Below are 21,554 nucleotides of genomic sequence, written 5' to 3'. Positions count from 1 at the left end.
CCCGTGACGGACCCCACTGTCCGCTGTGAACGCTGCGAACGGCCTTATCCCGCCGAGCTTCCCGGCTGCCCGAACTGCCGGCGCATCCGCCAGACCAACATCGCCATCGCCACCACCATGATCCTTCTGGTGCTGTTCGCCATCGGCGGCTGGTTCGGCATCCAGGTCTTCACCGGCTTCTCCACCGGCGGCACGCCGTAACGCCGGCCCCTCGCGGGGCTGCCGCACGGGGAACGCAGACCTCCCGCCCCCACCCGCGCCGTAGGATGCGGCAAAATTCAGGGTTGGGAGGACTCATGGCGGATCAGGCCATGCCACGCGCCGCGGCCGGCCAGGGACCCGTGGGCGGTCCGGGCACCGTGGTCTACGCGCAGCTTGCGGGAATCGTGCTGTTCTGGGGGGCCAACTGGCCCCTGATGAAGCTGGCCCTGTCCGACATCGGGCCGCTGACCTTCTGCTTTCTCCGTTTCGCCGGGGCGGCGGCGGTGCTGGCCCTGCTGTCGCGGGTGCTGCGCTTCCCCCTCCTGCCGCCGCCGGGGGAGCGCTGGCCGCTGGCCCTGGTCGGGCTGCTTCAGATCGCCGGCATGCTCGACCTCAGCTCCATCGCGCTGCGGGTGGTGCCGCCGGGGCGGGCCGCGGTGCTCGCCTACACCATGCAGATGTGGGCGCTGCCGCTGGGCGTGCTGCTGGCCGGGGAACGCTTCACGCGCGGGCGGGTGATCGGCGCTCTGCTCACCTTCGCCGGCGTCCTCGTCTTCTTCAACCCGGCGCTGATGGACTGGAGCGATCCGGCGGTGCTGCTCGGCAACGGGCTGCTGCTGGCCTGCGCGCTGAGCTGGGCGCTCGGCGCCACTCTCTACCGCCGCCGACACGGCGGCTGGCGCACGCCCTTCTGGACCCAGACCTTCTGGCAGATCGCCGTCAGCGCCGTGGCGACCGCGCCGCTGGCCCTTGCGGCGGAGCACGCCCGGCCGATCCATTGGACACCCGCGCTGGGCACCGTCCTGGCCTTCAACTGGGTGATCGCCACGGGCCTGTGCTTCTGGTGGTGGGCGAAGTCGCTGACCGCCATGCCGGCGGCCCAGGCCGGGCAGATCATCTGCCTCGTCCCCGTCACCGCCCTGCTGCTGAGCGCGGTCTTCATGGGCGAGCCGCTGACGGCCGGCGTGCTGATCGCGGTGGCGCTGATCGGCGCCGGGATCCTGACCACGATGCGGGCGCGGTAGGGGGAGTTGCTTGGGAAGTAGTTTCGTTGAGCCCCCACCCAACCCTCCCCCCGCTTTCGCAGGGGGAGGGCTTTTCTCCTCCCCCTGCGAAAGCGGGGGGAGGTCGGGAGGGGGGCATCGGGCAACCACGTCCCCAACGCCAAACACCCGCCCGGATTGCTCCGGGCGGGTGCAGGTTCAGGCGTACCGAACGAAAGGGCGCCGGATTACTCCGCGGCGGCCTTCGTGTTGTTCATGCCGCGGCCGGTCGTGCGCTCGGCGATACGGGCCGACTTGCCGCGACGGTCGCGCAGATAGTACAGCTTGGCGCGGCGGACGGCGCCCTTGCGGACCAGCTCGATCGACTCCAGACGCGGGGAGTAGAGCGGGAACACGCGCTCCACACCCTCGCCGTAGCTGATCTTGCGGACGGTGAAGGACGAGTTCACGCCGGCGTTCCGGCGGGCGATCACGACGCCCTCGTAAGCCTGGACACGTTCGCGCGTGCCCTCGACCACCTTCACGTTCACGCGGACGGTGTCGCCCGGCGAGAACACGGGAATGGTCTTGCCGCCGAGGGCCTTCTCGATCTGCTCCTGCTCGAGCTGCTGCAACAGGTTCATGACACTACCCCTTTCCATCGGTGCGCCTCGCGGCGGACCGTCACTCTGGTTTCGGGCCGCGCCGGCGACCCCGTTTTCCAATCTGACCCTCGGCCTTCCTGCCCGCCTCGTAGCGGTCCCACAGGTCCGGTCGCCGGGCCTGGGTGATCCGCTCCGCCTCGGCGAGCCGCCAGGCGCGAACCTTCTCGTGGTGGCCGGACAACAGAATGTCCGGAACCGACCGTTCCACACCCTGCCCGTCGGTCCAGACCGCGGGCCGGGTGTAGTGGGGGTATTCGAGCAACCCCCGTTCGAAACTTTCCTCGCCCGCCGTCTCCACATTGCCCATGACACCGGGGAGCAAGCGCACCACGGCGTCGATCAGGCACAGGGCGGCGGTCTCGCCGCCGGACAGCACGAAATCCCCGAGGCTGACCTCCTCAAGGCCGTGCGCGTCCAGCACCCGCTCATCCACCCCTTCGTACCGGCCGCAGAGCAAGGTGACCACCGGGGTGGCCGCCAGCTCCTTGACCAGCTCCTGGTCGAGCACCCGTCCGCGAGGCGACAGGTAGATCGCCCGTCCGCGTCCAGGAGTGCCCGGAGGACCCGCCGTCGCGGTCAGAGCCGCGTCCAGCACGTCGGGCCGCATGACCATGCCGGCCCCTCCGCCGAAGGGGGTGTCGTCGACGGAGCGGTGTTTATCGCGCGCGAACGAGCGAATGTCCACTGATTCCAACGCCCAGACTCCATTTTCCAGCGCCTTTCCCGCGAGGCTGAGCCCCAGCGGACCCGGAAACATCTCCGGGAACAGCGTCAGAACCTTGGCCGTCCAGACAAGAGAACCAGAAGCGCCGTGATTCACGGGCGGGTTCCCTTGTTTTCAACGTCGTCTTCAGCGACATCCGCGCCCTCCGGCGCGTCCTCTCCGTCCTTTTCCGCCTCGCCTTCGCGCGCTTCGATGACCGCGGGAAGATCGACCACGACGCGGCCTCCCTTCACATCGACCACCGGAACGCAGGCGCGGGTGAAGGGCAGCATCTCCAGCGGCCCCGATTCCGTGCGGATCTCCAGCACGTCACCGGCTCCGAAGTCGTACAGCGCCTTCACCGTGCCCCAGACGGTGCCGTCGGCGAGTTCCGCACGCAGGCCGATCAGGTCGGCGTGGTAGAACTCGTCCTCGTCCTCCGTCTCGGGCAGGGCGGAACGGTCCACATAGAGCCGGACGCCGGTCAGCTCCTGCGCCTGTTCGCGTGTGGCGATGCCATCGACGCGGACCAGGAACAGGTCCTTCATGGTGCCCTGAAGCGTCAGCGCGAAGCGCCGGGCGCCCCGCTCGTCCGAGAGGGGGCCGTAGGACGCCACGGCCGCCGCATCCTCGGTGAAGCTTTTTACCTTCACGAGGCCGCGGACGCCGTGCGCCCCGGCGAATTGGCCGACGCAGACTTTTGTGGACATGGCTTGAGCGTGTGCGTTGCGGGGCGTCACTTGCCCCCTCCCTAACCCTCCCCCGCCTTCGGCGAGGGAGGGAATCTCAGCCCTCCACCGCCAAAGGCGGGGGAGGGAGGGACCCGCAAAGCGGGAGGGAGGGGGCCGACGCCGATCCCTATCAGCCCTCGGCGGCGGCCTTGGCGGCGGCCTCGGCCTTCAGGCGCTCCTGCGCCTTGGCCTTCGGGGCGGACTTCTTCGGGGTCTCGCGGATTTCCGGCTTGGCGATCAGGCCGGCGTTCGCCAGGAACAGGGCGACGCGGTCCGTCGGCTGGCCGCCGACCGACAGCCAATGCTTGGCGCGCTCGGCGTCCAGGACGATGCGCTGCTCGTGCTCGCGCGGCAGCATCGGGTTGTAGGTGCCGATCTTCTCGATGAAGCGGCCGTCGCGCGGGCTGCGGGCGTCGGCAACGACGATCGAGTAGAACGGGCGCTTCTTGGCGCCGCCACGGGCGAGACGGATCTTCAGGGACATGGGACAGTCGCTTCCTTGGTGTAGTCGCTTGATAGGCGGTTGAACATGATCGCGCTCATCGCGCGGTTGTTTTCGCCGGGGATCAGTTCGGTCCCCGGAAATTCTTCGGCAGGAGGCTCTGCAGCCCGTGGCGCATCAGCCCCTTCTGCCCCAGCTTCTGCACCTGCTTCATCATGCCGCGCATGGTGTCGTACTGCTTGAGCAGCTTGTTCACCTCCTGCACGCTGGTGCCGGAGCCGGCGGCGATGCGCTTGCGGCGCGACGCCTTGATGAGCTCGGGGTGCTTTCGCTCCTTCTTCGTCATCGAGGAGATGATCGCCTCCTGGCGCTTGATCACCCCGTCGTCGATGTTCGCGTCCTTGAGCTGGTTCTTGATCTTGCCGATGCCCGGCAGCATGCCCATCAGGCCGGACATGCCGCCCATCTTGCGCAGCTGCTTGAGCTGGGAGGCCATGTCGTCGAGGTCGAAGCCCTGGCCCTTCTCCATCTTGCGGGCGAGCTTCTCGGCCTCTTCCTTGTCGATGGTCTCGGCGGCCTTCTCGACCAGCGACACGACGTCGCCCATGCCGAGGATGCGGCCGGCGATGCGGTCGGGGTGGAAGGCCTCCAGGGCGTCGATCTTCTCGCCCATGCCCAGCAGCTTGATCGGCTTGCCGGTGATCTGGCGCATCGACAGGGCGGCACCGCCGCGGGCATCGCCGTCCACGCGGGTCAGCAGAATGCCGGTGATGCCGACCTTGTCGTTGAAGTTGGTGGCGACCGTCACCGCGTCCTGGCCGGTCATGGCGTCGGCGACCAGCAGCGTTTCCGCCGGCTTGGTCGCGTCGCGCACGGCCGCGACCTCGGCCATCAGCTCCTCGTCGATGGACAGGCGGCCGGCGGTGTCGAGCATGACCACGTCGTAGCCTTCGCGCCGGCCGGTCTCGATGGCGCGGCGGGCGATGGCGACGGGGTCCTGGCCCGGAACGATCGGCAGGGTGGCGACGCCGGTCTGCTCACCAAGAACCTTCAACTGCTCCTGGGCCGCCGGACGGCGCACGTCCAGCGAGGCCATCAGGACCTTCTTGCGGTCCCGGTTCTTCAGGCGCAGCGCGATCTTGGCGGTGCTGGTGGTCTTGCCCGAGCCCTGCAGGCCGACCATCAGGATCGGCACGGGGGCGGCGGCGTTGAGGTTGATCTCCTCGCCCTGCCCCAGCATCTCCACGAGGTTGTCGTGGACGATCTTGATGACCTGCTGGCCGGGGGTGATCGAGCGCAGGACCTCCTGGCCGATCGCGCGTTCCTTGACCTGGTTGACGAACTGCTTGACCACCGGCAGGGCGACGTCGGCCTCCAGCAACGCCACGCGCACCTCGCGCAGCGCGGCGTTGACGTCCTCCTCGCTCAGCGCGCCGCGGCGGCGCAGCTTGTCGAAGATGTCGCCCAGGCGTCCGGTCAGGCCATCGAACATGGGTCAGCGGTCCTCAGTTTCGGTCTCCATCCGCTCGAACGCGATCGGCTCAAGCACAAACGAGCCAGTGCGCGAAACTCGCGGACTGGCGGAGGTCCCCGGCACGCAGGCCGATGGTACCCGGTCGATGGCTCGACGGATGCAGGTCGGCGGACCATACGCATCGCGGGGGGCGGAGTCAACAACCCAACAACCGCGCCCCGCTGGACCCTCTTGCGCAAAGACGCGCGACGGGTCACTATTTCCTTACACAAACAAGGGCTTTGCGGCCCGGGAACAGCGCCCGCGATAGAACGCATTCGAGGCGTACTTGAATAAAGCGTTACCGATTGTTAACTTTTTCTTCGCGGCTCCCCTTTAGAGTGTGCCGCGACTCCAACCCGGGATTTCCCTGATGCCCCCCGCGCAAGGCTTCGGAACGAACACACCGCGCACGAAGCTGACGCAGAGTCAGCTGAACACGATCCTGCTCCGCCATCAGGCTTTCCGGAAAAGCCAGCCGGGCGGTGTGCGCGCGAACCTGAAGATGCGCGATTTGTCGCATCTGGACCTGTCCGGCATCGACCTGTCCGACGCCGACCTGTCCGGGGCGAAGCTGTTCAGCGCCCGGCTGACCCGGGCCAATCTGACCAACGCGAACCTCTACGCCGCCGACCTGCGGCTGGCGAATCTGGAGAAGGCCGACCTGCGCCGCGCCGACCTGCGCGGCGCCTGCCTACGCGGCGCCGTGCTGTCGGAAGCCATGCTGGTGGAGGTGGACCTGCGCGACGGCACGCTGCTGCATTACACCCCGTCGGGCGAGATGATGCCGCACAACTTCGAGGATTCGGTCCTGACCTCGGAGCTGACGGCGGCGGTCATCCGCGGCGCCGACCTGTCACGGGCCAAGGTGGCGAACGCCTTCGTGATGCAGACCGACCTGACCGACGCGATCCTGCGCGGCACCAAGTTCATGCGCGCGAACCTGACCAACTCCAACCTGACGGGCTGCGACCTGACCGACGCCGACCTGTCGGAGGCCAACCTGTCCGGCGCCCGGCTGTCCGGCGCGGTGATGACCAACTGCGCCATCGGGCGCGCCAACTTCACCAACGCCAACCTGATCGGCGCCATCCTGGACGCAGCCCAGCTCCGCTCGCCCAACCTGTCCGCCGCGGTGATGGCGAAGGTTCTGGAGAATCCGGACGACGACCTGCGCAACATCCTGACCCTGCACCTCTCCTGGATCGACAGCGGCGGCAAGGACGGCAAGCGCGCCGACCTCTCCTCGCTCGACCTGTCGGGGCGCAAGCTGGACGGCATCAACCTGTCGGCCGGCATCCTGCAATGCGTCACGCTGCGCGGCGCGTCGATGATGGGCACCTCGCTCGCCATCGCCGACCTGTCGCTGTCGGACCTGCGCAAGGTCAACTTCACCAAGGCCGACCTGCGCGGCGTCAACTTCGAGCGGGCGACCCTGACCGGCGCCAACCTGACCGAGGCCCAGCTCGGCCCTGTGCACATCCAGGGGTCGAGCAGCCACGTCTGGCGGGCCAACCTGCAGCGCGCCCGCATGGGCATGGCCGTCCTGAAGGACGCCGATTTGCGCAAGGTGAACCTGTCCGGTGCCAACCTCGCCGGGGCGGACCTGCGCGGCGCCAACCTGAGCGAGGCCGACCTGACCGGCACCGACCTGACCGGCGCGGACCTCGACGGGACGGTTCTGGACGGCACCAGCCTGACCGACGCCATCGGGATCGAGGAGATGACCGGGACCTGATCCCGGCCTCAACCTGTTCCCAGCCCCAATCCGTTTTCGTCTTCAGGGACGCCGCTGCGTCCACGGGCCGGAGCGGTAGGCAGTCCGGACGTGGTTGATCAGCAGGTTGCGCGCGTCGATCAGCTGGGCCATGCGGTCGCGGCAGGCGACCACGCCGGTGTCCGGGTGATAGACCGGGGCCAGCTCGCGGAAGCGCTTCACCACCCGGTCCTCGTCGAAACACCATTCATTGACGAAGCCGAACATCTGCGCGGCGTCGCGCACCTGCGTCAGCTTGCCGTCCAGCGGGCGGAAGGACACCCGCTCCAGCGCGTGGGCCAGCGCCTTGTTGCGGTAGGTCAGCGTTTCCACGGCGCCCTCCAGCCGCCCCGCCTCCTCGGCGGGCATCACCCGGCAGCCGGGTTCGGCCAACGCCAGCGCCGCCGCCAGCGCCCGGCGGATCGCCGCGTCGCTGTGGCCGGGCGGCAGCCGCAATTCCAGCACCGCCCGCTCCGCACCATCGTCCGGTGCCCCTGGGTCCAGCCTGCGGTCGGGCGCCACCAGCAACGCGGCGGCGGCGAGCGCCGACAGGTCGGTTCCGCGCTTGGCGGCCAGACGGACCGCCGCCGCTGCGAAAGCGGGGGCACAGGAAACCCGGTAGGGAATGGCGGGCGGAGCGCCGACGCTCCTGGCCGACGGGAAGAACCCGGCGTCCGCTTCGGTCAGCGCGGCGAAGGGATAGCCATCCGGAGCGGTCATGAGGAACACCAACGCGTCGTGCGTGTGGCGCGACTCTAACGCAATCTCCGGATTCCGCGCAACGGCCCACCCCGTCGCAAGAGGTGTAACGCAAAACCGGCACTCCCCCGCCCGATGGCGGTCGCCCGGCCGGTCAGCGGTGCATCATCGCCGGCTTGGCGGGCAGCTTCTGCAGCATGTCCTCGATGTAGGCCTCGTCGCTCTTGCCCGACATGGCGGCGAAGCCCTTCAGCATCTGGCTGCCGAAACTGAAGACGCCGGTCAGGTCGATCTTCCACGCCCCGCCCTCGCGCACGAAGTCGGCGGGCACCAGGGCCGGGCGGTTGTCGACCATCAGCAAAGCGGAGGCACGGTCGCCGCGCACCCGCACCGGGCCGAGCCCGCTGCTGCCGATGACGTTGGAGCCGAGCCAGCCGTTCTTCATGCCGTGATCGGCCAACTCGCCCAGCGACATGCGGCGCAGGTCGGCCGGGCTGACATAGCGGCGCAAGCCCATGGCGGCGAACTTCTCCGCCGGTTCCAGCTTGGCGAGGCCGGCGTCGTTGCCGCTGCGGGCGACGCCGCGCACCTGCTCCAGCTTGTCGACCGACGCGCGGGAGAGCAGCGGCACGACCGCCGCGCCCCGCTTCTGCGCCAGGGCGGAGCGGGCGCTTTCGAAGACCGCCGTGACCTCCCGCTCCTCCGGAGAGGCGGGCGGCGGGGCGGCGGCGGCGGGAAGGGAGAAGACGGGAAGGGAAAGACCAAGGAACAACAGCAGCAGGGCCAGGGCGCGCATGAACGGGTCCGTGTGGTGGCGCGGCGTCAGACTTTCTCCTCGACCCCGAAGAAGGCGAGCTGCCAGCGCATCTCGTCGTCAGACATCGGGTAGAGGACGCCTTCCTTTGCCATAAGCGCGGTTTTTGGCGGAATCTGGGCGATGCGCAATTGCACCTGCCGGGCGAAGCGCATCGACAGGCCGCAGCGCCAGACCAGAGAGGTGACGGCGCGCGGGGCGTGGGTGCCGATGATGCGGTCGATGATCGGCATGGGAAGCTGCGCCAGTTCGCCCAGCCCGGCCAGGACGAAGGCACGGTCGCCCTCCGCCAGCGCGCCTTCCAGCAGCTTCTCCGTCAGCTTGCCTTCCTTGTTCAGCCGGGCCGCCTTGTCGGACGGGCGTTCGGCCGCCTTGTCCTTGTCGCCCGGCAGATGGCCAAGCTCCTCCTCACCGAAATCGACGAGGCCGCGGGCCACGCCGGCTCCGCCACCGCCGTTGCCCCCGGCCCCGCGGTTGACGCGCGCCCGCACGCCCTCGGCCAGGGCGCGGGCGGCGGCGGGGTCGAGGTCGGTGCGCTCCCGCAGGACCTTCAGCAGGTTGTCGGCGACGAAGCTCGCCAGACGCGCCACGGCGCGGGCCGGCAGGCGCGGCCGGCGCACCAGCGGGGCGTGCCAGGGCTCATGCTGCGGCGCTTGGTCGAGGATGCGGTCCAGCGTCTCCTCGCGGATCTGGGCCGAGGGGTTGGCGAGCAGAGCGGTCATCGCCGCCTCGTCGTCGGACCGCGCGATGGCGTCGGCGACGGAGGCCGAGATCTGCTTGCGTCCGGCAATGGCCGAGAGGGCGCCGGCCACCGGCCCGCGCATGATGATGTCCGACAGATCCTCGTCGGTCAGGATCGGCGAGAATTGCAGGACCGGAGCGCAGACCGACAGTTCCACGTCGCGGGCCAGCGTGTTGATGACGCCGTGCGGCGCGCCGGGCAGCTCCTTCAGCGCCTCCGACAGGATGCCGCGCACCTCCGTCGCCTGATCGCGGGCCAGCGCCTCCAGGCACTCCAGCGTCAGCCGCTCGATCTGCGACGCTTGGTCGGCGGACAGGTCGGGCAGCAGCCGGGCGACCTTCTGGGCCAGGGCGCCGCGCACCGCGACCTCCCGGTCCTTGGCCAGCATCAGGTCGGCCTGCCGCGGCGTTCCGGCGTTGGTGGCGATGGCCTGACGGACCTCCGTCACCGCGTCGGCGGCCAGGAAGTAGAGCAGTTCCGGGCGGGTCTCGGGCGACGCGGCGACGCGGCGGCGCACCGCCGGGTCGGCGCTGCGCGCCATCTGCTTGGCGGCCTCGTAATCGGCGGGATCGAGAAGCTGGGGGTCGGCGCGGTCACCGCGGGTGGTCATAGGGACGCCTCCGCCACGGGAGAGCTTTCCCCCTGGGGGCCGGAGCAACGGCGTAATGGCCCTTCCCGCGCTTCTTGGCGTCGTACATCGCCGAGTCGGCGCGGTCGGTCAGCTCCTGCACGGTCTCGCGCCCCACCCGGTGGACGGCGATGCCGATGGACAGCCCCAGCGGCTTGTCCGGCCCGGCGGAGAGGTGGCGCAGCGCGGCCATGCCGGCCAGCAGCCGCTCGGCCACCGCCACGGCCTGCGCCTCGTCGGTGCGGCCCAGCCACAGGACGAACTCGTCGCCGCCCAACCGCCCCGGCAGGTCGCCGGGCCGGACGCCGTTGGTCAGCAACCCGCCGATGGCCATCAGCACGGCGTCGCCCTGCTGGTGACCGTGCAGGTCGTTCACCGCCTTGAAGTTGTCGAGGTCCACATAGAGCAGCGCGGACGGCCCGCTGTCCGAACGGCCGAGCACCTCCTCCAGCCGCTCGAAGAAGGTGCGGCGGTTGAACAGGCCGGTCAGCCCGTCGCGCTCCGACAGGCGGCGCAGCCGCTCCTGATAGGCCAGATGCGCGTGGGCGATGCCGATGTGGTCGGCCACGCCGGACAGCAGCATCCGGTCCTCCTCGTCCCAGGGATCGGAATCGTCGCCACGCCAGACCACCACCGCGCCGTTGACGGCCTGACGGTGCTCCGTCCGGGCGGCCAGCAGCCGGTTCGCTCCCAGGGTCAGCTCCTGCGCGTCCTCGCCGGCGGCGATCTCCTCCAGAACCGGCCGCGACAGGTCGGACAGCAGTTCCTCCGGGATTTCCGCGGCGAAATCGGCGGCGGGACGCAGGGTGCCCGTGTCCGTCGCACGGTAGATGCGGCAGCCGTCGGCGCCCAGCGCGCGGGCGGTCTCGACCGCGGCGACGCGCAACGCCTGCTGGGCGTCGAGCTGGTCGCGCAGCGTGTGGACGATGTGGGCGAGCATCTTCTCGCGGTTGCGCACCCGCGCCAGCTCGGCGGAGCGCAGCACCTGCTCCGTCGTCTCCCGGCAGACGCCGCGCGCGCCCACCCAGTCGCCCTGCGGCCCGAACAGCGGCACCGCCGACACGACGAAGCAGGCGGGCAGGTCGTCCACCCGCTTCAGCCACAGCTCCGCCTGATCGACCGGGCGGCGGCTGTCGAACGGCAACGGCAGGTCGCCCCACTCGGTCACCGCCAAATCCTTGGGGTTGCGACCAATCAACGCATCGGGGGTGTAACCCAGCGCGCCCTTGGGTGTAACGAAGACAAATCGCCCGTCGCTGCCCGTTTCCCAGGCAAAATCGCTCGAAACCTCGACCAGATCCTTGTAGCGGCGGCGCGACTCGATCAGCGTCTGGCGGAGCTGCCGCTCCAGCGTGGCGTCGCGTCCGAGCAGCAGGATTTCCCCATCGGGCAGCGGCGTGGCCGCCCATTCGACGATCATCACGCCGCGCGGCAGTTCCACCGGAAGGGAGCGCAGGCCCGGCGCCACGCTGCAGGTCGCCAGCCACCCCTGGATGTCCGCCAGCCAGCGCCCGCCGGCAGACAGCAACTCGTCCGCGGCGGCGTTCGCGGCGGCAACCGCGTGGGCGGAATCCAACCGGATCGCCGGACCGGGGAAGGCGGCCAGAAGCGTGGAGGTCGGAAGGGGGCCGGGCGGATTGACCGGCGGAACGTCGGATGTTGGGTCTGCGGACACGGTGCGAACCTGAGACTGCGCGGCGCGGAGTATACCGGAAAAATGCGCAACCATCCTGAATCTTTCTTCAGGCGGTCCGGATAGCTGCCATACGCAACCTCCCATTGAGCCCGGCGCCGCGCGCAAACGGAATCGGGCCGTGCGGCGAAGCGGCTTGCGGGCGGGCCGGCGAAGCCCCATTGTTCAGGCCATGATGGCTTCCCTTCGCGACACCGGGGTCTGGATCTTCGACCTCGACAACACCCTCTATCCCGCCTCCTGCAACCTGTTCGCCCAGGTGGACCGGCGCATCGGCGATTTCATCGCCGGGCATTTCGGCATCACCTACGACGAGGCGCGCGTCATGCAGAAGCGCTTCTTCCGGGAGCACGGGACGACGCTGCGCGGCCTGATGGTGGAGCACGACGTCGATCCGGTGCCCTTCCTGGATTACGTCCACGACATCGATGTCAGCCCGGTGGCCCCCTGCCCCAGCATGGCGGGCGCGCTGAACCGGCTGCCGGGGCGCAAGATCATCTACACCAACGGCTCCGTCCGTCACGCCGAGAACGTGACGCGGCAACTGGGCATCGACGGCTGCTTCGAGGCGACCTTCGGCATCGTCGAGGCTGGCTATGTGCCCAAGCCCGACCCGCGCCCCTACGACATCCTGGTGGATCACTACGACATCGACCCCGCCCGCGCCTGCATGGTGGAGGACATCGCCCGCAACCTCGTCCCCGCCCACGCCCTGGGCATGACGACGGTGTGGGTGCGCAGCGAAGCCGACTGGGCCCGCCCCGACGAGGGCGGAGTCGGCACCGGCAGCCACATCGACCACACGGTGGACGATCTGCCGGCGTGGCTGGAGGAGATCGCGGGCTGAGCGGCGGCCGCAAGGCCCCTCCCTCCCCCGTGGAAACCCTTTAAGAACAAGGCAACGTTGACAAGGCAACGTTGACAAGGCGGCGCGGCCCGGCCCATGTTCCGAACCCTCGAACAGACAGCCCAGCGAATGCCGCCATGAGCCACGCCAGCCTCGAATCCGCCGTCAACGCCGCGTGGGAAACCCGCGACACCCTGAATGTTTCGACCAAGGGCGCCGTTCGCGACGCCGTGGAGGAGGCCCTGTCCGGCCTCGACTCCGGCGACCTGCGCGTCGCGCAGAAGACGGACGCCGGCTGGGTCGTGAACCAGTGGCTGAAGAAGGCGGTCCTGCTGTCCTTCCGCCTGAACGCCAACGAGACGATCCCCGGCGCGCCGGGCGGCGCCTCCTGGTACGACAAGGTGCCGCCGAAGTTCGAAGGCTGGTCCGAGGCGCAGTTCCAGGCCGCCGGCTTCCGCGCCGTTCCGGGCGCGGTGGTCCGCCGCTCCGCCTACGTCGCGCCGAACGTCATCCTGATGCCCAGCTTCGTCAACGTCGGCGCCTATGTCGACAGCGGCACCATGGTGGACACCTGGGTCACCGTCGGCTCCTGCGCGCAGATCGGCAAGAACGTCCACCTGTCGGGCGGCGTCGGCATCGGCGGCGTGCTCGAGCCGCTCCAGGCCAACCCGGTCATCATCGAGGACGACTGCTTCGTCGGCGCCCGCTCCGAGGTGGTCGAGGGCGTGATCGTGGAGCGCGGCGCCGTGCTGTCCATGGGCGTCTTCATTAGCGCCTCCACCAAGATCATCGACCGCAACACCGGCGAGGTCTTCGTCGGCCGCGTCCCGGCCTACTCCGTCGTGGTGCCGGGCACCCTGCCGGGCAAGCCGCTGCCCGACGGCACGCCGGGTCCGGGCCTCTATTGCGCCGTGATCGTGAAGCGCGTGGACGAGCAGACCCGCGCCAAGACCTCCATCAACGACCTGCTGCGCGACTGACGCCGGGGAAGACGCCACGATGAGCACCGCCGCCGCCGCTCCCTCCTTCGACCCCTGCGATCCCGTCGCGGTGGCGCAGGCCCTGATCCGCTGCCCCAGCGTGACGCCCGAGGACGGCGGCGCTCTGGGCGTTCTGGAGGCGGCGCTGGCGCCGCTGGGCTTCGTCTGCCACCGCCTGCGGTTCGAGGAGGAGGGCACGGCGCCGGTGGACAACCTCTACGCCCGTCTGGGCACGGAGGGGCCGAACTTCTGCTTCGCCGGGCACACCGACGTGGTGCCCCCCGGCGAGCTGAAGGGCTGGTCCATCGACCCCTTCGCCGCGGAGATCCACAACGGCCGCCTCTACGGCCGGGGTGCGGTGGACATGAAGGGGGCCATTGCCGCCTTCGTCGCCGCCGCGGCCCGCCACGTCAAGGCCGTCAAAGAAACGGGGGACGCGCCCAAGGGCTCGATCAGCCTGCTGATCACCGGGGACGAGGAAGGGGTCGCCATCAACGGCACCCGCAAGGTGCTGGACTGGCTGCAGGCCAAGGGTGAAAAGCTCGACGCCTGCGTGGTCGGGGAGCCGACCAACCCCAAGGCGCTGGGCGACATGATCAAGATCGGGCGGCGCGGCAGCATGACCGCCTTCCTGACCGTCCACGGCGCGCAGGGGCACGTCGCCTACCCGCATCTGGCCGACAACCCGCTGCCCCGGCTGGCCCGCATGCTCACCGCCATCACGGCGGAGCCGCTGGACGCCGGCACCCCGCATTTCCAGCCGTCGAACCTGGAGCTGACCACCATCGACGTCGGCAACCCGGCGCACAACGTCATCCCGGCGCAGGGCAAGGCGACGCTGAACATCCGCTTCAACGACCTGCACACCGCCGACACGCTGCTGGCGTGGCTGCGCCAGCGGCTCGACGGGGTGGGCGGCTCCTACGAGCTGGACCATTTCGTGTCGGGCGACAGCTTCCTGACCCCGCCCGGCCCGCTGACCGAGCTGGTGGCGGACGCCGCGGAGCGCGTCACCGGGCGCCGTCCCGAATATTCGACGACCGGCGGCACGTCGGACGCCCGCTTCATCAAGAATTTCTGCCCGGTGGTCGAGTTCGGCCTCGTCGGCCAGACGATGCACAAGGTGGACGAGCACACCGCGCTGGACGACCTGACCCGCCTGACCGACATTTACGGCGAGGTTTTGCGGAACGTCTTCGACCGGATCGGTTGACGTAAGGCTTCCTCCGCCCGTTCCCACCACCCTCCGGTGACCGCAACATGCCGCTGACCGCCCGGGACGTCGCCTCTTCCGTCTTCGGCGCCTATCGTCTGGCGCGGTTCGACCCCACCGGATTGCAGCATCTGGACCGCACCCCCGAAGGGGCGTGGAAGTCCTTCTACGCCGCTGTGATCGTCGCCCCGGCCTGGACGCTGCTGCTGGCGATCCGGCTGTGGGGCCAAGTGCCGGACACGCCGCTGTTCCAGCTCGTGGTGGTGGAGGCCATCGCCTACGTTATCAGTTGGACGGCCTTCCCCGTGGTCATGCACGGGGTGAGCGGGCTGCTGGACCGGCAGAGCCGCTACATCGATTTCCTGTGCGCCTACAACTGGTCGTCGGTCGTGCAGATGAGCATCTATCTGCCGGTGGTGATCCTGGCCGCCACGGGAATTTTGCCCGGCCCGATCTCCGAAGGGCTGGTGTTCGGCATCATGCTGGCAATGCTGACCTACCAATGGTTCGTCATGCGCACGGCGCTGGACATCTCCGGCGTCGCGGCGGCGGTCCTGGTGCTGCTGGACCTGTTCCTGTCGGCGCTCATCACCGATTTCGCCGACGGGCTGCTGTAAGAGACCTTTTGCCCCCTCCCTAACCCTCCCCCGCTTCGCGGTGGAGGGGATCAAGCCCCCTCTCCCGCGCAAGCGGGGGAGGGCCGGGGAGGGGGCAAGAACGCTTGCCCGCCTCACACCCCGCGGGTGCTGACGCCCGCGTCGGCGAAGGTCGCCATGCCGGCGTGGCAGGCGCAGGCCGACTTCACGATGTTGATGGCCAGCGCCGCGCCAGAGCCCTCGCCCAGACGCATCCCCAGATCGAGCAGCGGCTCCTTGCCGATGGCTGCCAGCAGATGGTCGTGGCCCGGCTCGACGGAACGGTGGGCGACCATGCAATGATCGAGCGCCCGGCGGTCAGCCTTGAACAGCACCGCCGCGGCCGCCGTGCAGGCGTAGCCGTCGAGCAGCACCGGCACCCGCGCCATGCGGGCGGCCAGGATGGCGCCGGCGATGGCCGCCAGTTCATAGCCGCCGAAGCAGCGCAGCGCCTCGAACGGGTCGTCCTTGGCCTGCGGGTTGGCGGCCAGACCGGCCTCGACGGCGGCGACCTTGCGGGCCAGCCCCTCGTCGTCCACCCCGGTGCCGCGGCCCGTCCAGTCCTTGGCCTCGCCACCGAACAGCGCGTGGCAGAGCGCCGCCGCCGCGGTGGAGTTGCCGATGCCCATCTCGCCGAGCGCCAGAAGCTGGACGCCAGTCTCCACGGCCATCATGCCGTAGGCCATGGCCTGGCAGCAGTCCTCCTCGCCCATCGCCGGGCCTTCGGTGAAGTCGGCGGTGGGGGTGTCGAGGTCCAGCTCGTAGACGCGCAGGTCGGCGTCGGCCACCTCGCAGAGCTGGTTCACGGCGGCGCCGCCGTTCTGGAAGTTCTGGACCATCTGGGCGGTCACCGCCGCCGGGTAGGCCGAGACGCCGCGGGCGGCGACGCCGTGGTTGCCGGCGAAGACGGCGACGCGCGGGCGGCGCACCTCCGCCGGGTGCTGGCCCTGCCACGTCGCCATCCACTGGGCGGTCTCCTCGAGCCGGCCGAGCGCGCCCGCCGGCTTGGTGAGCTGCCGTTCGCGCTGGAGGGCCGCCGTGCCGGCGTCGAGGTCCGGCCCCGGCAGGTTGCGCACCAGCGCACGGATTTCCTCGAAGGTGATGGCGGGCTGCGTGTTGCTCATGGCGAAGGGTCCTGGCGCTGACGGCAGAGGATGTGATCGGGAAGCGATGAAAAAAGCGGCGCGACCTTGGACCATTCCCGACCCGCTGTCAAAGCGCCTCTCGTCCGGTCTGTCATCCATTGCTGGGCTGTTATCCGTTGCGGCGGGCCTGGGGTTGCCGTACTCCGAAGCGCCATGTCCGCCGATTCCCCCGCCCCGTCCCTCTCCCGCTGGACCTCCGATCTGGCGCTGGCCGTCGTCTTCCTGACGCGGCTGCCACTGCGCCTGTCCGGCCCACTGGCCGAGGACGCCCACGCCCGCGCCATGGGCTGGTTTCCCCTGGTGGGCGCCGGGGTCGGGCTGTTCGGCGGCGCCGTCCACGGACTGGCCGCGCTGGCCCATCTGCCGCCGCTGCCGGCGGCGCTGCTGGCGCTGGGCGCCATGGTTTGGCTGACCGGCGCCCTGCACGAGGACGGGGCGGCCGACGTCGCCGACGGCTTCGGCGGCGGGCGCGACAAGGCCCGCAAGCTGGAGATCATGCGGGACAGCCGGGTCGGCAGCTACGGCGTGCTCGCCATCGTCTTCTCGGTCGCCATCCGCGCTTCGGCGGTGGCGGCGCTGGCCGAACCGCGCATTGTCATCCCCGCCCTGCTCGCCTCGGGCGCCCTGTCGCGCGGCGGCATGGCGGTGATCGCCCGATTCATGGACCCGGCCCGCGCCGACGGCCTCGCCGCCCGGCAGGGACGCCCGTCGCCCGGCACGATGGCCTTGTCGCTCATGCTGGCGCTGGCCGTGGCCATGGCGGCGCTGAAGGGGCTTGCCTTTGCCGCTGTCCTCGCGGCCGCGCTGGCCGTCCTGGCGGTGGCGTGGCAGGCGCGGCGGCAGATCGGCGGCCACACCGGCGACGTGTTCGGCGCCGCTCAACAGGTGGCGGAGACCGCCGTTCTGCTCACCCTGGCCGCGACTGTTGCATGAAAAACACTCGCTGGTGGCTCATCCGCCACGCTCCCGTCCCGAATCCGGGAAACATGATCTACGGACGGAGCGATCCCGCCGCCGACACCGGCGATTCCGACGCGCTGGCGGCGCTGGCGGCGCGGCTGCCCCCGCAGGCGGTCTGGGTGACCTCGCATCTGCGCCGCACCCGGCAGACGGCCGCGGCGCTGCGGCTGCCCGGCAGCGACATGGCGCTGGTCGAGCGGGCGCTGGCCGAACAGGATTTCGGCCGCTGGGAAGGGCTGTCCCACGACGCCGTGGCGGAGCTGCATCCCGAGGAGGCCCGCCGATTCTGGAGCGACCCGGCAGCGGAAGCCCCGCCGGAGGGCGAAAGCTTCGCGGCGGTGATGGAGCGGGTGGCCGGCGCCATCGGCCGGCTGACCGACCTCTACGCCGGGCGCGACCTCGTGGCGGTGATCCATGGCGGGTCGATCCGCGCGGCGCTGGCGCTCGCCCTGGACCTGACGCCGCAGGCGGCGCTGCGGCTGGCGGTGGCGCCGCTCTCGCTGTCGCGGATCGACCATTACGGCAGCGAGGGGGGCGGCTCCTGGTCGGTCACGGCCCTGAACGCGCTCGGAACCTTTCCGGGCAGAGGGCGTTGACCGGACTCCGTTGGGCTACCAATAGAGGGTCAGACCATGGCAAGAAGTGCTGACGATCGCGAGGCCGCCGAGAAGCTCTGGGGCATGATCAAGGGCGTCCGCATCTGCATGATGACGACGCTGGATGAGAACGGCATTTTGCACTCCCGCCCGATGGCCACCCTGCCGCACGCGGGATTCGACGATGGAACCTTGTGGTTCTTTACGCGGGCTGACTCACCGAAGGTCCATGAACTGAAGACGCACTGGCGCGTCAACCTGTCCTACGCCGACCCCGACAAGCAGGATTACGTGTCGGTGTCCGGTGTGGCGGAGACGGTGCGCGACCGCGACAAGATCCGCTTCCTGTGGCGGGACATCCTGTCCACCTGGTTCCCGCAGGGGGTGGACGACCCCGACCTCGCGCTGCTGAAGGTCAGCGTCGATCAGGCCGAATATTGGGACAGCCCATCGAGCGCGATGGTCTACGCCTACGGCTATGTCAAGGCGAAGATCACCGGCGAGCCGCCGAAGCCGGGCGATCACGCGAAGATCGCGTTCCAGTAGGAGCATCACAGGGGGCAGGGTTTGCCCCCACCCTTCCCATACTTCGCATGGGCCCCTTCCCTCCCCCGCTGGGCAGGGGAGGGAGTCATCTCCCGCGAACCTCTTACCTCCCCCGCCCAGCGGGGGAGGGTCAGGGTGGGGGCAAGTGCTCCCTCACTTCTCCTCGACCGCCGGCTTCCCGCCGCCATCCAGCGCCCCGACCCGCTTCTTCAGGTCGGTCACGTCCGCGTGCATCCGCTTCAGCCGGGCCAGCCCCTTGTACTGGTCGAAGGCGCGGTCGCGCGGCACCGCCGGGTAGCCCATGTAGACGGCCTTTGCCGGGATGTCCGTCCCCACGCCGGAGTTCGCCGCCACCACCGCGTCGTTGCCGATCTTCACATGGTCGGCCACGCCGACCTTGCCGGCCAGCACCACGCGGTCGCCGATGGTCGTGCTGCCAGCGATGCCGACATGGCCGCACAGCATGCAATTGGTGCCGATCTGCACGTTGTGGCCGATCTGCACGAGGTTGTCGATCTTGGTGCCGGAGCCGATGCGGGTCGCCGTGATGGTGCCACGGTCGATGGTGGCGTTCGCCCCGACCTCCACATCGTCGCCGAGGATCACCGTGCCGATGGAGTTCACCCGGTGAATCAGCACGTTGGTGCCGACCACCTTGCCCGTCGCCTTGGCCGACTCCACGCTGCCCGGCTCGGGCGTCACGAAGCTGAAGCCGTCGTTGCCGACCGCGGCGTTGGGATGGATGATGCAGCGCTCGCCCATCACCACCCGCTCGCCGATGCGGGCGCCGGGGTGCAGCAGGCAGTCCTTGCCGATCACCGCCTCCGCCCCGACCGTGGCGTGGGGCATGACGATCACGCCCGCGCCCAGCACCGCCCTCGGCCCGACATAGGCGAAGGGACCGACCGAGACGCCCGCGCCCAGGATGGCCTCCGGCGCCACGAAGGCGGCGGGGTGGACCCCCGGCTCAGCGTGGACCGGCTTCTCGAAGACGGTGGTCAGGCCGGCCATGGCGAAGCGCGGGCGCTTCACGACGATCCAGCCCTTCAGATTGGCCGGCACCTCCGCCCCCTCCGCGATCACGGCGGCGACGGCCTTGCCGTTGGCCAGCAGCTCCGTCAGGCCCTTTTCCATGGCGAGCGCCAGATCCTCCGGCCCCTCGGCCTCCGACGGATGGACGGCGCGGGAGATTTGCAGGGTGCCGTCGCCCTCCAGCGCCGCGCCCAGGGCGGCGGCGATCTCGGCGAGGGTGACCGGGGCGGCGGGGGAAACGGGAGTCATGGCGGGGCTCTGGCTGTCGGTCCGAAGTGGCCGGGACGCTAGCACGGCGGGCCGGTGCTGGCGAGGGCCGGCGCTTTTTGTCATTCCCCGGTCTGCAGCAGCGCCCCGCGCACCCGCGCCTGATGGAAGGAATAGAGGAAAGCCGCCGTGCACAGCCCCATGAACAGCGCGTTCAACCCCACCGCCCAGGCCAGATGGTCCCAGCGCATCGTGCCGTCGAACAGGATGGCGCGCATCCCCTCGAAGACGTGGGCGGAGGGCAGCGACAGGGCCACCCATTGCAGCCAGCCCGGCAGGACGCTGACCGGGTAGTAGACGGCGCTGACGGGGGCGAGCATGAAGACGACGATCCAGGCCAGCCCTTCCGCCCCCATGCCGTAGCGCAGGATCAGCGCGACGATGACCAGCCCCAGCGACCAGCCGAAGACGATCAGGTTGGCGAAGAAGCCGGCCAGCGGCAGCCCGAGGTCGAACAGCGAATAGCCGAACAGCGGAATCGCCAGCAGCGCCGCCGGGACGACGCCGATGACCGTGCGGATCAGGCTCATCCCGAACAGCGCCGCCACCCATTCGCCGGGGCGCAGCGGGCTGACGAAGAGGTGGCCGAGGTTGCGCGACCACATCTCCTCCAGGAAGGACACCGACACGCCGAGCTGCCCGCGGAATAGCACGTCCCACAGCAGCACCGCGCTGACCAGCACCCCCGCCCCCTGCGCCACCCAGGCGCTGGAGGAGGCCATGAACTGGTTGATGTAGCCCCACAGGATCATCTGCATGGTCGGCCAGTAGGCCAGCTCCAGGAAGCGCGGCCAGGAGCCGCGCAGCAGATACCAGTAACGCAGCACCATCGCCCCGACCCGGCGCAGCGAGAAGGCCGGATTCGGGTGAACCATCGCAGCGGCGTCACTCGGCAGCATCGGCGGCCTCCCGACTGGCGTTCTCCGCGCCGGCGCGGTCGCGGGCGATGTCGAGGAACACGTCCTCCAGCGAGGTGCGGCCGTAGCGCGCCAGCAGCCCGGCCGGCGACCCGCGGTCGACGATCCGCCCCTGGCGCATCATCAGCACCTCGTCGCACATCCGCTCCACCTCCAGCATGTTGTGGGAGGCGAGCAGGATGGTGGCCCCCGACTCCAGGCGGTAGCGCTCCAGATAGGTGCGGATCCAGTCCGCGGTGTCGGGGTCGAGCGAGGCGGTCGGCTCGTCCAGCAGCAGAAGCTCCGGCCGGTTGAGCAGCGCCTTGGCCAGCGCCACCCGCGTCTTCTGCCCCGCCGACAGCCCGCCGGAGGGGCGTTCGAGGAAGCGGGTCAGCTCCAGATGCCCGGCCAGCTCTTCGACCCGCCGTTTCACTCCCTTCAGGCCGTAGAGATGGCCGTAGACGGTCAGGTTCTCCCGCACGGTCAGCCGGTGCGGCAGCTCGACATAGGGGGACGAGAAGTTCATGCGGGGCAGCGCCGCGTGGCGATGGCGCACCATGTCCACGCCCAGCACCTCGACCGTGCCGGAGGTCGGCAGCAGCAGCCCGAGCAGCATGGAGATGGTCGTCGTCTTGCCGGCCCCGTTGCCGCCGAGAAGCCCGGTGACCGACCCCGCCGCGACGGTGAAGGAGATGCCGTCCACGGCGGTGACCTCGCCGGACCGGGCGGTGCCGTAGCGTTTGGTCAGGTTCACGGCCCGGATGGCGTGCTGTTTTGCGCATTGATCCATAGGCGGAGAATATGGCCGCTTGGCGCGCAAACGCCAGAGTGGCAAAACAGCACCCAGCCATTCGATGTGACGCCGCG

Annotated in this window: 23 protein-coding genes; 10 read left to right on the top strand and 13 right to left on the bottom strand. The window is 69.8% G+C overall.

Going from position 1 to position 21,554, the window contains the following annotated elements; translation table 11 throughout:
* The first annotated feature begins 3 nt into the window (after positions 1–3).
* Both ACWPN7_RS20480 and ACWPN7_RS20475 read left to right on the top strand, forming a co-directional pair.
* The gene (locus ACWPN7_RS20480) at positions 4–201 is read left to right on the top strand and encodes a hypothetical protein (protein WP_014239330.1); all 198 of its coding nucleotides are present in this window, start codon (positions 4–6) and stop codon (positions 199–201) included.
* Between the two features lie 110 nt (positions 202–311).
* Positions 312–1,226 carry a DMT family transporter gene (locus ACWPN7_RS20475; RefSeq protein ID WP_456524145.1) on the top strand — a complete coding sequence of 305 codons (915 nt, stop codon included), beginning with the start codon at positions 312–314 and terminating at the stop codon, positions 1,224–1,226.
* A 206-nt stretch (positions 1,227–1,432) separates the two neighbouring features.
* Here the strand turns inward: ACWPN7_RS20475 and rplS are convergent, their stop codons facing one another.
* The 5 genes from rplS to ffh all read right to left on the bottom strand — a co-directional run bounded on the left by rplS (position 1,433) and on the right by ffh (position 5,217).
* The gene (rplS, locus tag ACWPN7_RS20470; protein WP_014239328.1) at positions 1,433–1,828 is read right to left on the bottom strand and encodes a 50S ribosomal protein L19; all 396 of its coding nucleotides are present in this window, start codon (positions 1,826–1,828) and stop codon (positions 1,433–1,435) included.
* Positions 1,829–1,868: 40 nt separating this feature from the next.
* On the bottom strand, positions 1,869–2,669 hold the full coding sequence (gene trmD / locus ACWPN7_RS20465) for a tRNA (guanosine(37)-N1)-methyltransferase TrmD (RefSeq protein WP_119509113.1): 801 nt from the start codon (positions 2,667–2,669) through the stop codon (positions 1,869–1,871).
* The gene (gene rimM / locus ACWPN7_RS20460; protein WP_103039765.1) at positions 2,666–3,262 is read right to left on the bottom strand and encodes a ribosome maturation factor RimM; all 597 of its coding nucleotides are present in this window, start codon (positions 3,260–3,262) and stop codon (positions 2,666–2,668) included. Before rimM ends, trmD begins: the two co-directional genes overlap by 4 nt.
* Positions 3,263–3,413: 151 nt before the next feature.
* Entirely contained in the window at positions 3,414–3,767 is a 354-nt protein-coding gene (gene rpsP, locus ACWPN7_RS20455; RefSeq protein ID WP_014239325.1) for a 30S ribosomal protein S16, read from the bottom strand.
* A gap of 82 nt (positions 3,768–3,849) precedes the next feature.
* Complete coding sequence (ffh, locus tag ACWPN7_RS20450) at positions 3,850–5,217, bottom strand: signal recognition particle protein (protein ID WP_038526052.1); 1,368 nt, start codon at positions 5,215–5,217, stop codon at positions 3,850–3,852.
* 394 nt (positions 5,218–5,611) lie between these two features.
* Here ffh and ACWPN7_RS20445 point away from each other — a divergent pair, with 394 nt between their 5' ends.
* Positions 5,612–6,976: a pentapeptide repeat-containing protein gene (locus ACWPN7_RS20445; RefSeq protein WP_038526049.1), complete on the top strand. Its 1,365-nt coding sequence runs from the start codon at positions 5,612–5,614 to the stop codon at positions 6,974–6,976.
* A gap of 42 nt (positions 6,977–7,018) precedes the next feature.
* Here the strand turns inward: ACWPN7_RS20445 and ACWPN7_RS20440 are convergent, their stop codons facing one another.
* The 4 genes from ACWPN7_RS20440 to ACWPN7_RS20425 form a co-directional block, all read right to left on the bottom strand.
* Positions 7,019–7,714: a hypothetical protein gene (locus ACWPN7_RS20440; RefSeq protein ID WP_451992832.1), complete on the bottom strand. Its 696-nt coding sequence runs from the start codon at positions 7,712–7,714 to the stop codon at positions 7,019–7,021.
* 133 nt (positions 7,715–7,847) lie between these two features.
* Entirely contained in the window at positions 7,848–8,489 is a 642-nt protein-coding gene (locus ACWPN7_RS20435) for a hypothetical protein (protein ID WP_459196009.1), read from the bottom strand.
* A gap of 26 nt (positions 8,490–8,515) precedes the next feature.
* A complete protein-coding gene (locus ACWPN7_RS20430) occupies positions 8,516–9,859 on the bottom strand; it encodes a DUF2336 domain-containing protein (RefSeq protein ID WP_200775249.1) in 1,344 nt (447 codons plus the stop codon).
* Positions 9,843–11,552 carry a sensor domain-containing diguanylate cyclase gene (locus ACWPN7_RS20425; protein ID WP_492273427.1) on the bottom strand — a complete coding sequence of 570 codons (1,710 nt, stop codon included), beginning with the start codon at positions 11,550–11,552 and terminating at the stop codon, positions 9,843–9,845. Before ACWPN7_RS20425 ends, ACWPN7_RS20430 begins: the two co-directional genes overlap by 17 nt.
* Positions 11,553–11,745: 193 nt before the next feature.
* Between ACWPN7_RS20425 and ACWPN7_RS20420 the strand changes: the two genes are divergently transcribed.
* The 4 genes from ACWPN7_RS20420 (at position 11,746) to ACWPN7_RS20405 (ending at position 15,227) form a co-directional block, all read left to right on the top strand.
* The gene (locus ACWPN7_RS20420) at positions 11,746–12,417 is read left to right on the top strand and encodes a pyrimidine 5'-nucleotidase (protein ID WP_372441578.1); all 672 of its coding nucleotides are present in this window, start codon (positions 11,746–11,748) and stop codon (positions 12,415–12,417) included.
* A 137-nt stretch (positions 12,418–12,554) separates the two neighbouring features.
* Positions 12,555–13,397 (top strand): 2,3,4,5-tetrahydropyridine-2,6-dicarboxylate N-succinyltransferase, encoded by an 843-nt coding sequence (gene dapD, locus ACWPN7_RS20415; RefSeq protein ID WP_014239316.1) that lies wholly within the window; start codon positions 12,555–12,557, stop codon positions 13,395–13,397.
* A 19-nt stretch (positions 13,398–13,416) separates the two neighbouring features.
* Positions 13,417–14,610 (top strand): succinyl-diaminopimelate desuccinylase, encoded by a 1,194-nt coding sequence (dapE, locus tag ACWPN7_RS20410; protein WP_201044782.1) that lies wholly within the window; start codon positions 13,417–13,419, stop codon positions 14,608–14,610.
* 47 nt (positions 14,611–14,657) lie between these two features.
* Positions 14,658–15,227, top strand: a complete 570-nt coding sequence (locus ACWPN7_RS20405) for a hypothetical protein (RefSeq protein WP_014239314.1) — start codon at positions 14,658–14,660, stop codon at positions 15,225–15,227.
* 113 nt (positions 15,228–15,340) lie between these two features.
* Here the strand turns inward: ACWPN7_RS20405 and cobT are convergent, their stop codons facing one another.
* Complete coding sequence (gene cobT / locus ACWPN7_RS20400; RefSeq protein ID WP_459196011.1) at positions 15,341–16,369, bottom strand: nicotinate-nucleotide--dimethylbenzimidazole phosphoribosyltransferase; 1,029 nt, start codon at positions 16,367–16,369, stop codon at positions 15,341–15,343.
* A 174-nt stretch (positions 16,370–16,543) separates the two neighbouring features.
* Between cobT and cobS the strand changes: the two genes are divergently transcribed.
* From cobS to ACWPN7_RS20385, 3 genes are read left to right on the top strand one after another with little or no spacing between them, the layout of a single operon-like run.
* Positions 16,544–17,323 (top strand): adenosylcobinamide-GDP ribazoletransferase, encoded by a 780-nt coding sequence (cobS, locus tag ACWPN7_RS20395; RefSeq protein ID WP_103039768.1) that lies wholly within the window; start codon positions 16,544–16,546, stop codon positions 17,321–17,323.
* Positions 17,320–17,946, top strand: a complete 627-nt coding sequence (locus tag ACWPN7_RS20390) for a histidine phosphatase family protein (protein WP_459196012.1) — start codon at positions 17,320–17,322, stop codon at positions 17,944–17,946. The genes cobS and ACWPN7_RS20390 overlap by 4 nt, the downstream gene beginning before the upstream one ends.
* Positions 17,947–17,982: 36 nt before the next feature.
* Positions 17,983–18,492, top strand: a complete 510-nt coding sequence (locus tag ACWPN7_RS20385; RefSeq protein WP_014239309.1) for a pyridoxamine 5'-phosphate oxidase family protein — start codon at positions 17,983–17,985, stop codon at positions 18,490–18,492.
* Between the two features lie 153 nt (positions 18,493–18,645).
* Here ACWPN7_RS20385 and ACWPN7_RS20380 read toward each other — a convergent pair whose 3' ends face one another.
* The 3 genes from ACWPN7_RS20380 to ACWPN7_RS20370 form a co-directional block, all read right to left on the bottom strand.
* Positions 18,646–19,773, bottom strand: a complete 1,128-nt coding sequence (locus tag ACWPN7_RS20380) for a UDP-3-O-(3-hydroxymyristoyl)glucosamine N-acyltransferase (RefSeq protein WP_014239307.1) — start codon at positions 19,771–19,773, stop codon at positions 18,646–18,648.
* Positions 19,774–19,853: 80 nt separating this feature from the next.
* Positions 19,854–20,690, bottom strand: coding sequence for an ABC transporter permease (locus ACWPN7_RS20375; RefSeq protein ID WP_051657739.1), 837 nt, complete (start codon positions 20,688–20,690; stop codon positions 19,854–19,856).
* Positions 20,677–21,477: an ABC transporter ATP-binding protein gene (locus ACWPN7_RS20370; RefSeq protein ID WP_456529727.1), complete on the bottom strand. Its 801-nt coding sequence runs from the start codon at positions 21,475–21,477 to the stop codon at positions 20,677–20,679. Before ACWPN7_RS20370 ends, ACWPN7_RS20375 begins: the two co-directional genes overlap by 14 nt.
* Positions 21,478–21,554: the final 77 nt, after the last annotated feature.

The sequence above is a fragment of the Azospirillum sp. UENF 312511 genome (assembly GCF_058780635.1).
Note: the sequence above shows the minus strand (reverse complement) of the source record. Positions and strands in the feature narration are given on the sequence as shown.

What these genes read in the sequence shown, in the direction of transcription:
- ACWPN7_RS20475 (WP_456524145.1), top strand. Translation starts at nt 312, where the DNA reads ATGCCACGCGCCGCGGCCGGCCAGGGACCCGTGGGCGGTCCGGGCACC.
- ACWPN7_RS20375 (WP_051657739.1), bottom strand. Translation starts at nt 20,690, where the DNA reads ATGCTGCCGAGTGACGCCGCTGCGATGGTTCACCCGAATCCGGCCTTC.
- rpsP (WP_014239325.1), bottom strand. Translation starts at nt 3,767, where the DNA reads ATGTCCCTGAAGATCCGTCTCGCCCGTGGCGGCGCCAAGAAGCGCCCG.
- cobT (WP_459196011.1), bottom strand. Translation starts at nt 16,369, where the DNA reads ATGAGCAACACGCAGCCCGCCATCACCTTCGAGGAAATCCGTGCGCTG.
- ACWPN7_RS20440 (WP_451992832.1), bottom strand. Translation starts at nt 7,714, where the DNA reads ATGACCGCTCCGGATGGCTATCCCTTCGCCGCGCTGACCGAAGCGGAC.
- ACWPN7_RS20435 (WP_459196009.1), bottom strand. Translation starts at nt 8,489, where the DNA reads ATGCGCGCCCTGGCCCTGCTGCTGTTGTTCCTTGGTCTTTCCCTTCCC.
- ACWPN7_RS20390 (WP_459196012.1), top strand. Translation starts at nt 17,320, where the DNA reads ATGAAAAACACTCGCTGGTGGCTCATCCGCCACGCTCCCGTCCCGAAT.
- ACWPN7_RS20405 (WP_014239314.1), top strand. Translation starts at nt 14,658, where the DNA reads ATGCCGCTGACCGCCCGGGACGTCGCCTCTTCCGTCTTCGGCGCCTAT.
- cobS (WP_103039768.1), top strand. Translation starts at nt 16,544, where the DNA reads ATGTCCGCCGATTCCCCCGCCCCGTCCCTCTCCCGCTGGACCTCCGAT.
- ACWPN7_RS20420 (WP_372441578.1), top strand. Translation starts at nt 11,746, where the DNA reads ATGGCTTCCCTTCGCGACACCGGGGTCTGGATCTTCGACCTCGACAAC.
- ACWPN7_RS20370 (WP_456529727.1), bottom strand. Translation starts at nt 21,477, where the DNA reads ATGGATCAATGCGCAAAACAGCACGCCATCCGGGCCGTGAACCTGACC.
- ACWPN7_RS20445 (WP_038526049.1), top strand. Translation starts at nt 5,612, where the DNA reads ATGCCCCCCGCGCAAGGCTTCGGAACGAACACACCGCGCACGAAGCTG.
- rimM (WP_103039765.1), bottom strand. Translation starts at nt 3,262, where the DNA reads ATGTCCACAAAAGTCTGCGTCGGCCAATTCGCCGGGGCGCACGGCGTC.
- ACWPN7_RS20380 (WP_014239307.1), bottom strand. Translation starts at nt 19,773, where the DNA reads ATGACTCCCGTTTCCCCCGCCGCCCCGGTCACCCTCGCCGAGATCGCC.
- ACWPN7_RS20430 (WP_200775249.1), bottom strand. Translation starts at nt 9,859, where the DNA reads ATGACCACCCGCGGTGACCGCGCCGACCCCCAGCTTCTCGATCCCGCC.
- ffh (WP_038526052.1), bottom strand. Translation starts at nt 5,217, where the DNA reads ATGTTCGATGGCCTGACCGGACGCCTGGGCGACATCTTCGACAAGCTG.
- rplS (WP_014239328.1), bottom strand. Translation starts at nt 1,828, where the DNA reads ATGAACCTGTTGCAGCAGCTCGAGCAGGAGCAGATCGAGAAGGCCCTC.
- ACWPN7_RS20385 (WP_014239309.1), top strand. Translation starts at nt 17,983, where the DNA reads ATGGCAAGAAGTGCTGACGATCGCGAGGCCGCCGAGAAGCTCTGGGGC.
- dapD (WP_014239316.1), top strand. Translation starts at nt 12,555, where the DNA reads ATGAGCCACGCCAGCCTCGAATCCGCCGTCAACGCCGCGTGGGAAACC.
- dapE (WP_201044782.1), top strand. Translation starts at nt 13,417, where the DNA reads ATGAGCACCGCCGCCGCCGCTCCCTCCTTCGACCCCTGCGATCCCGTC.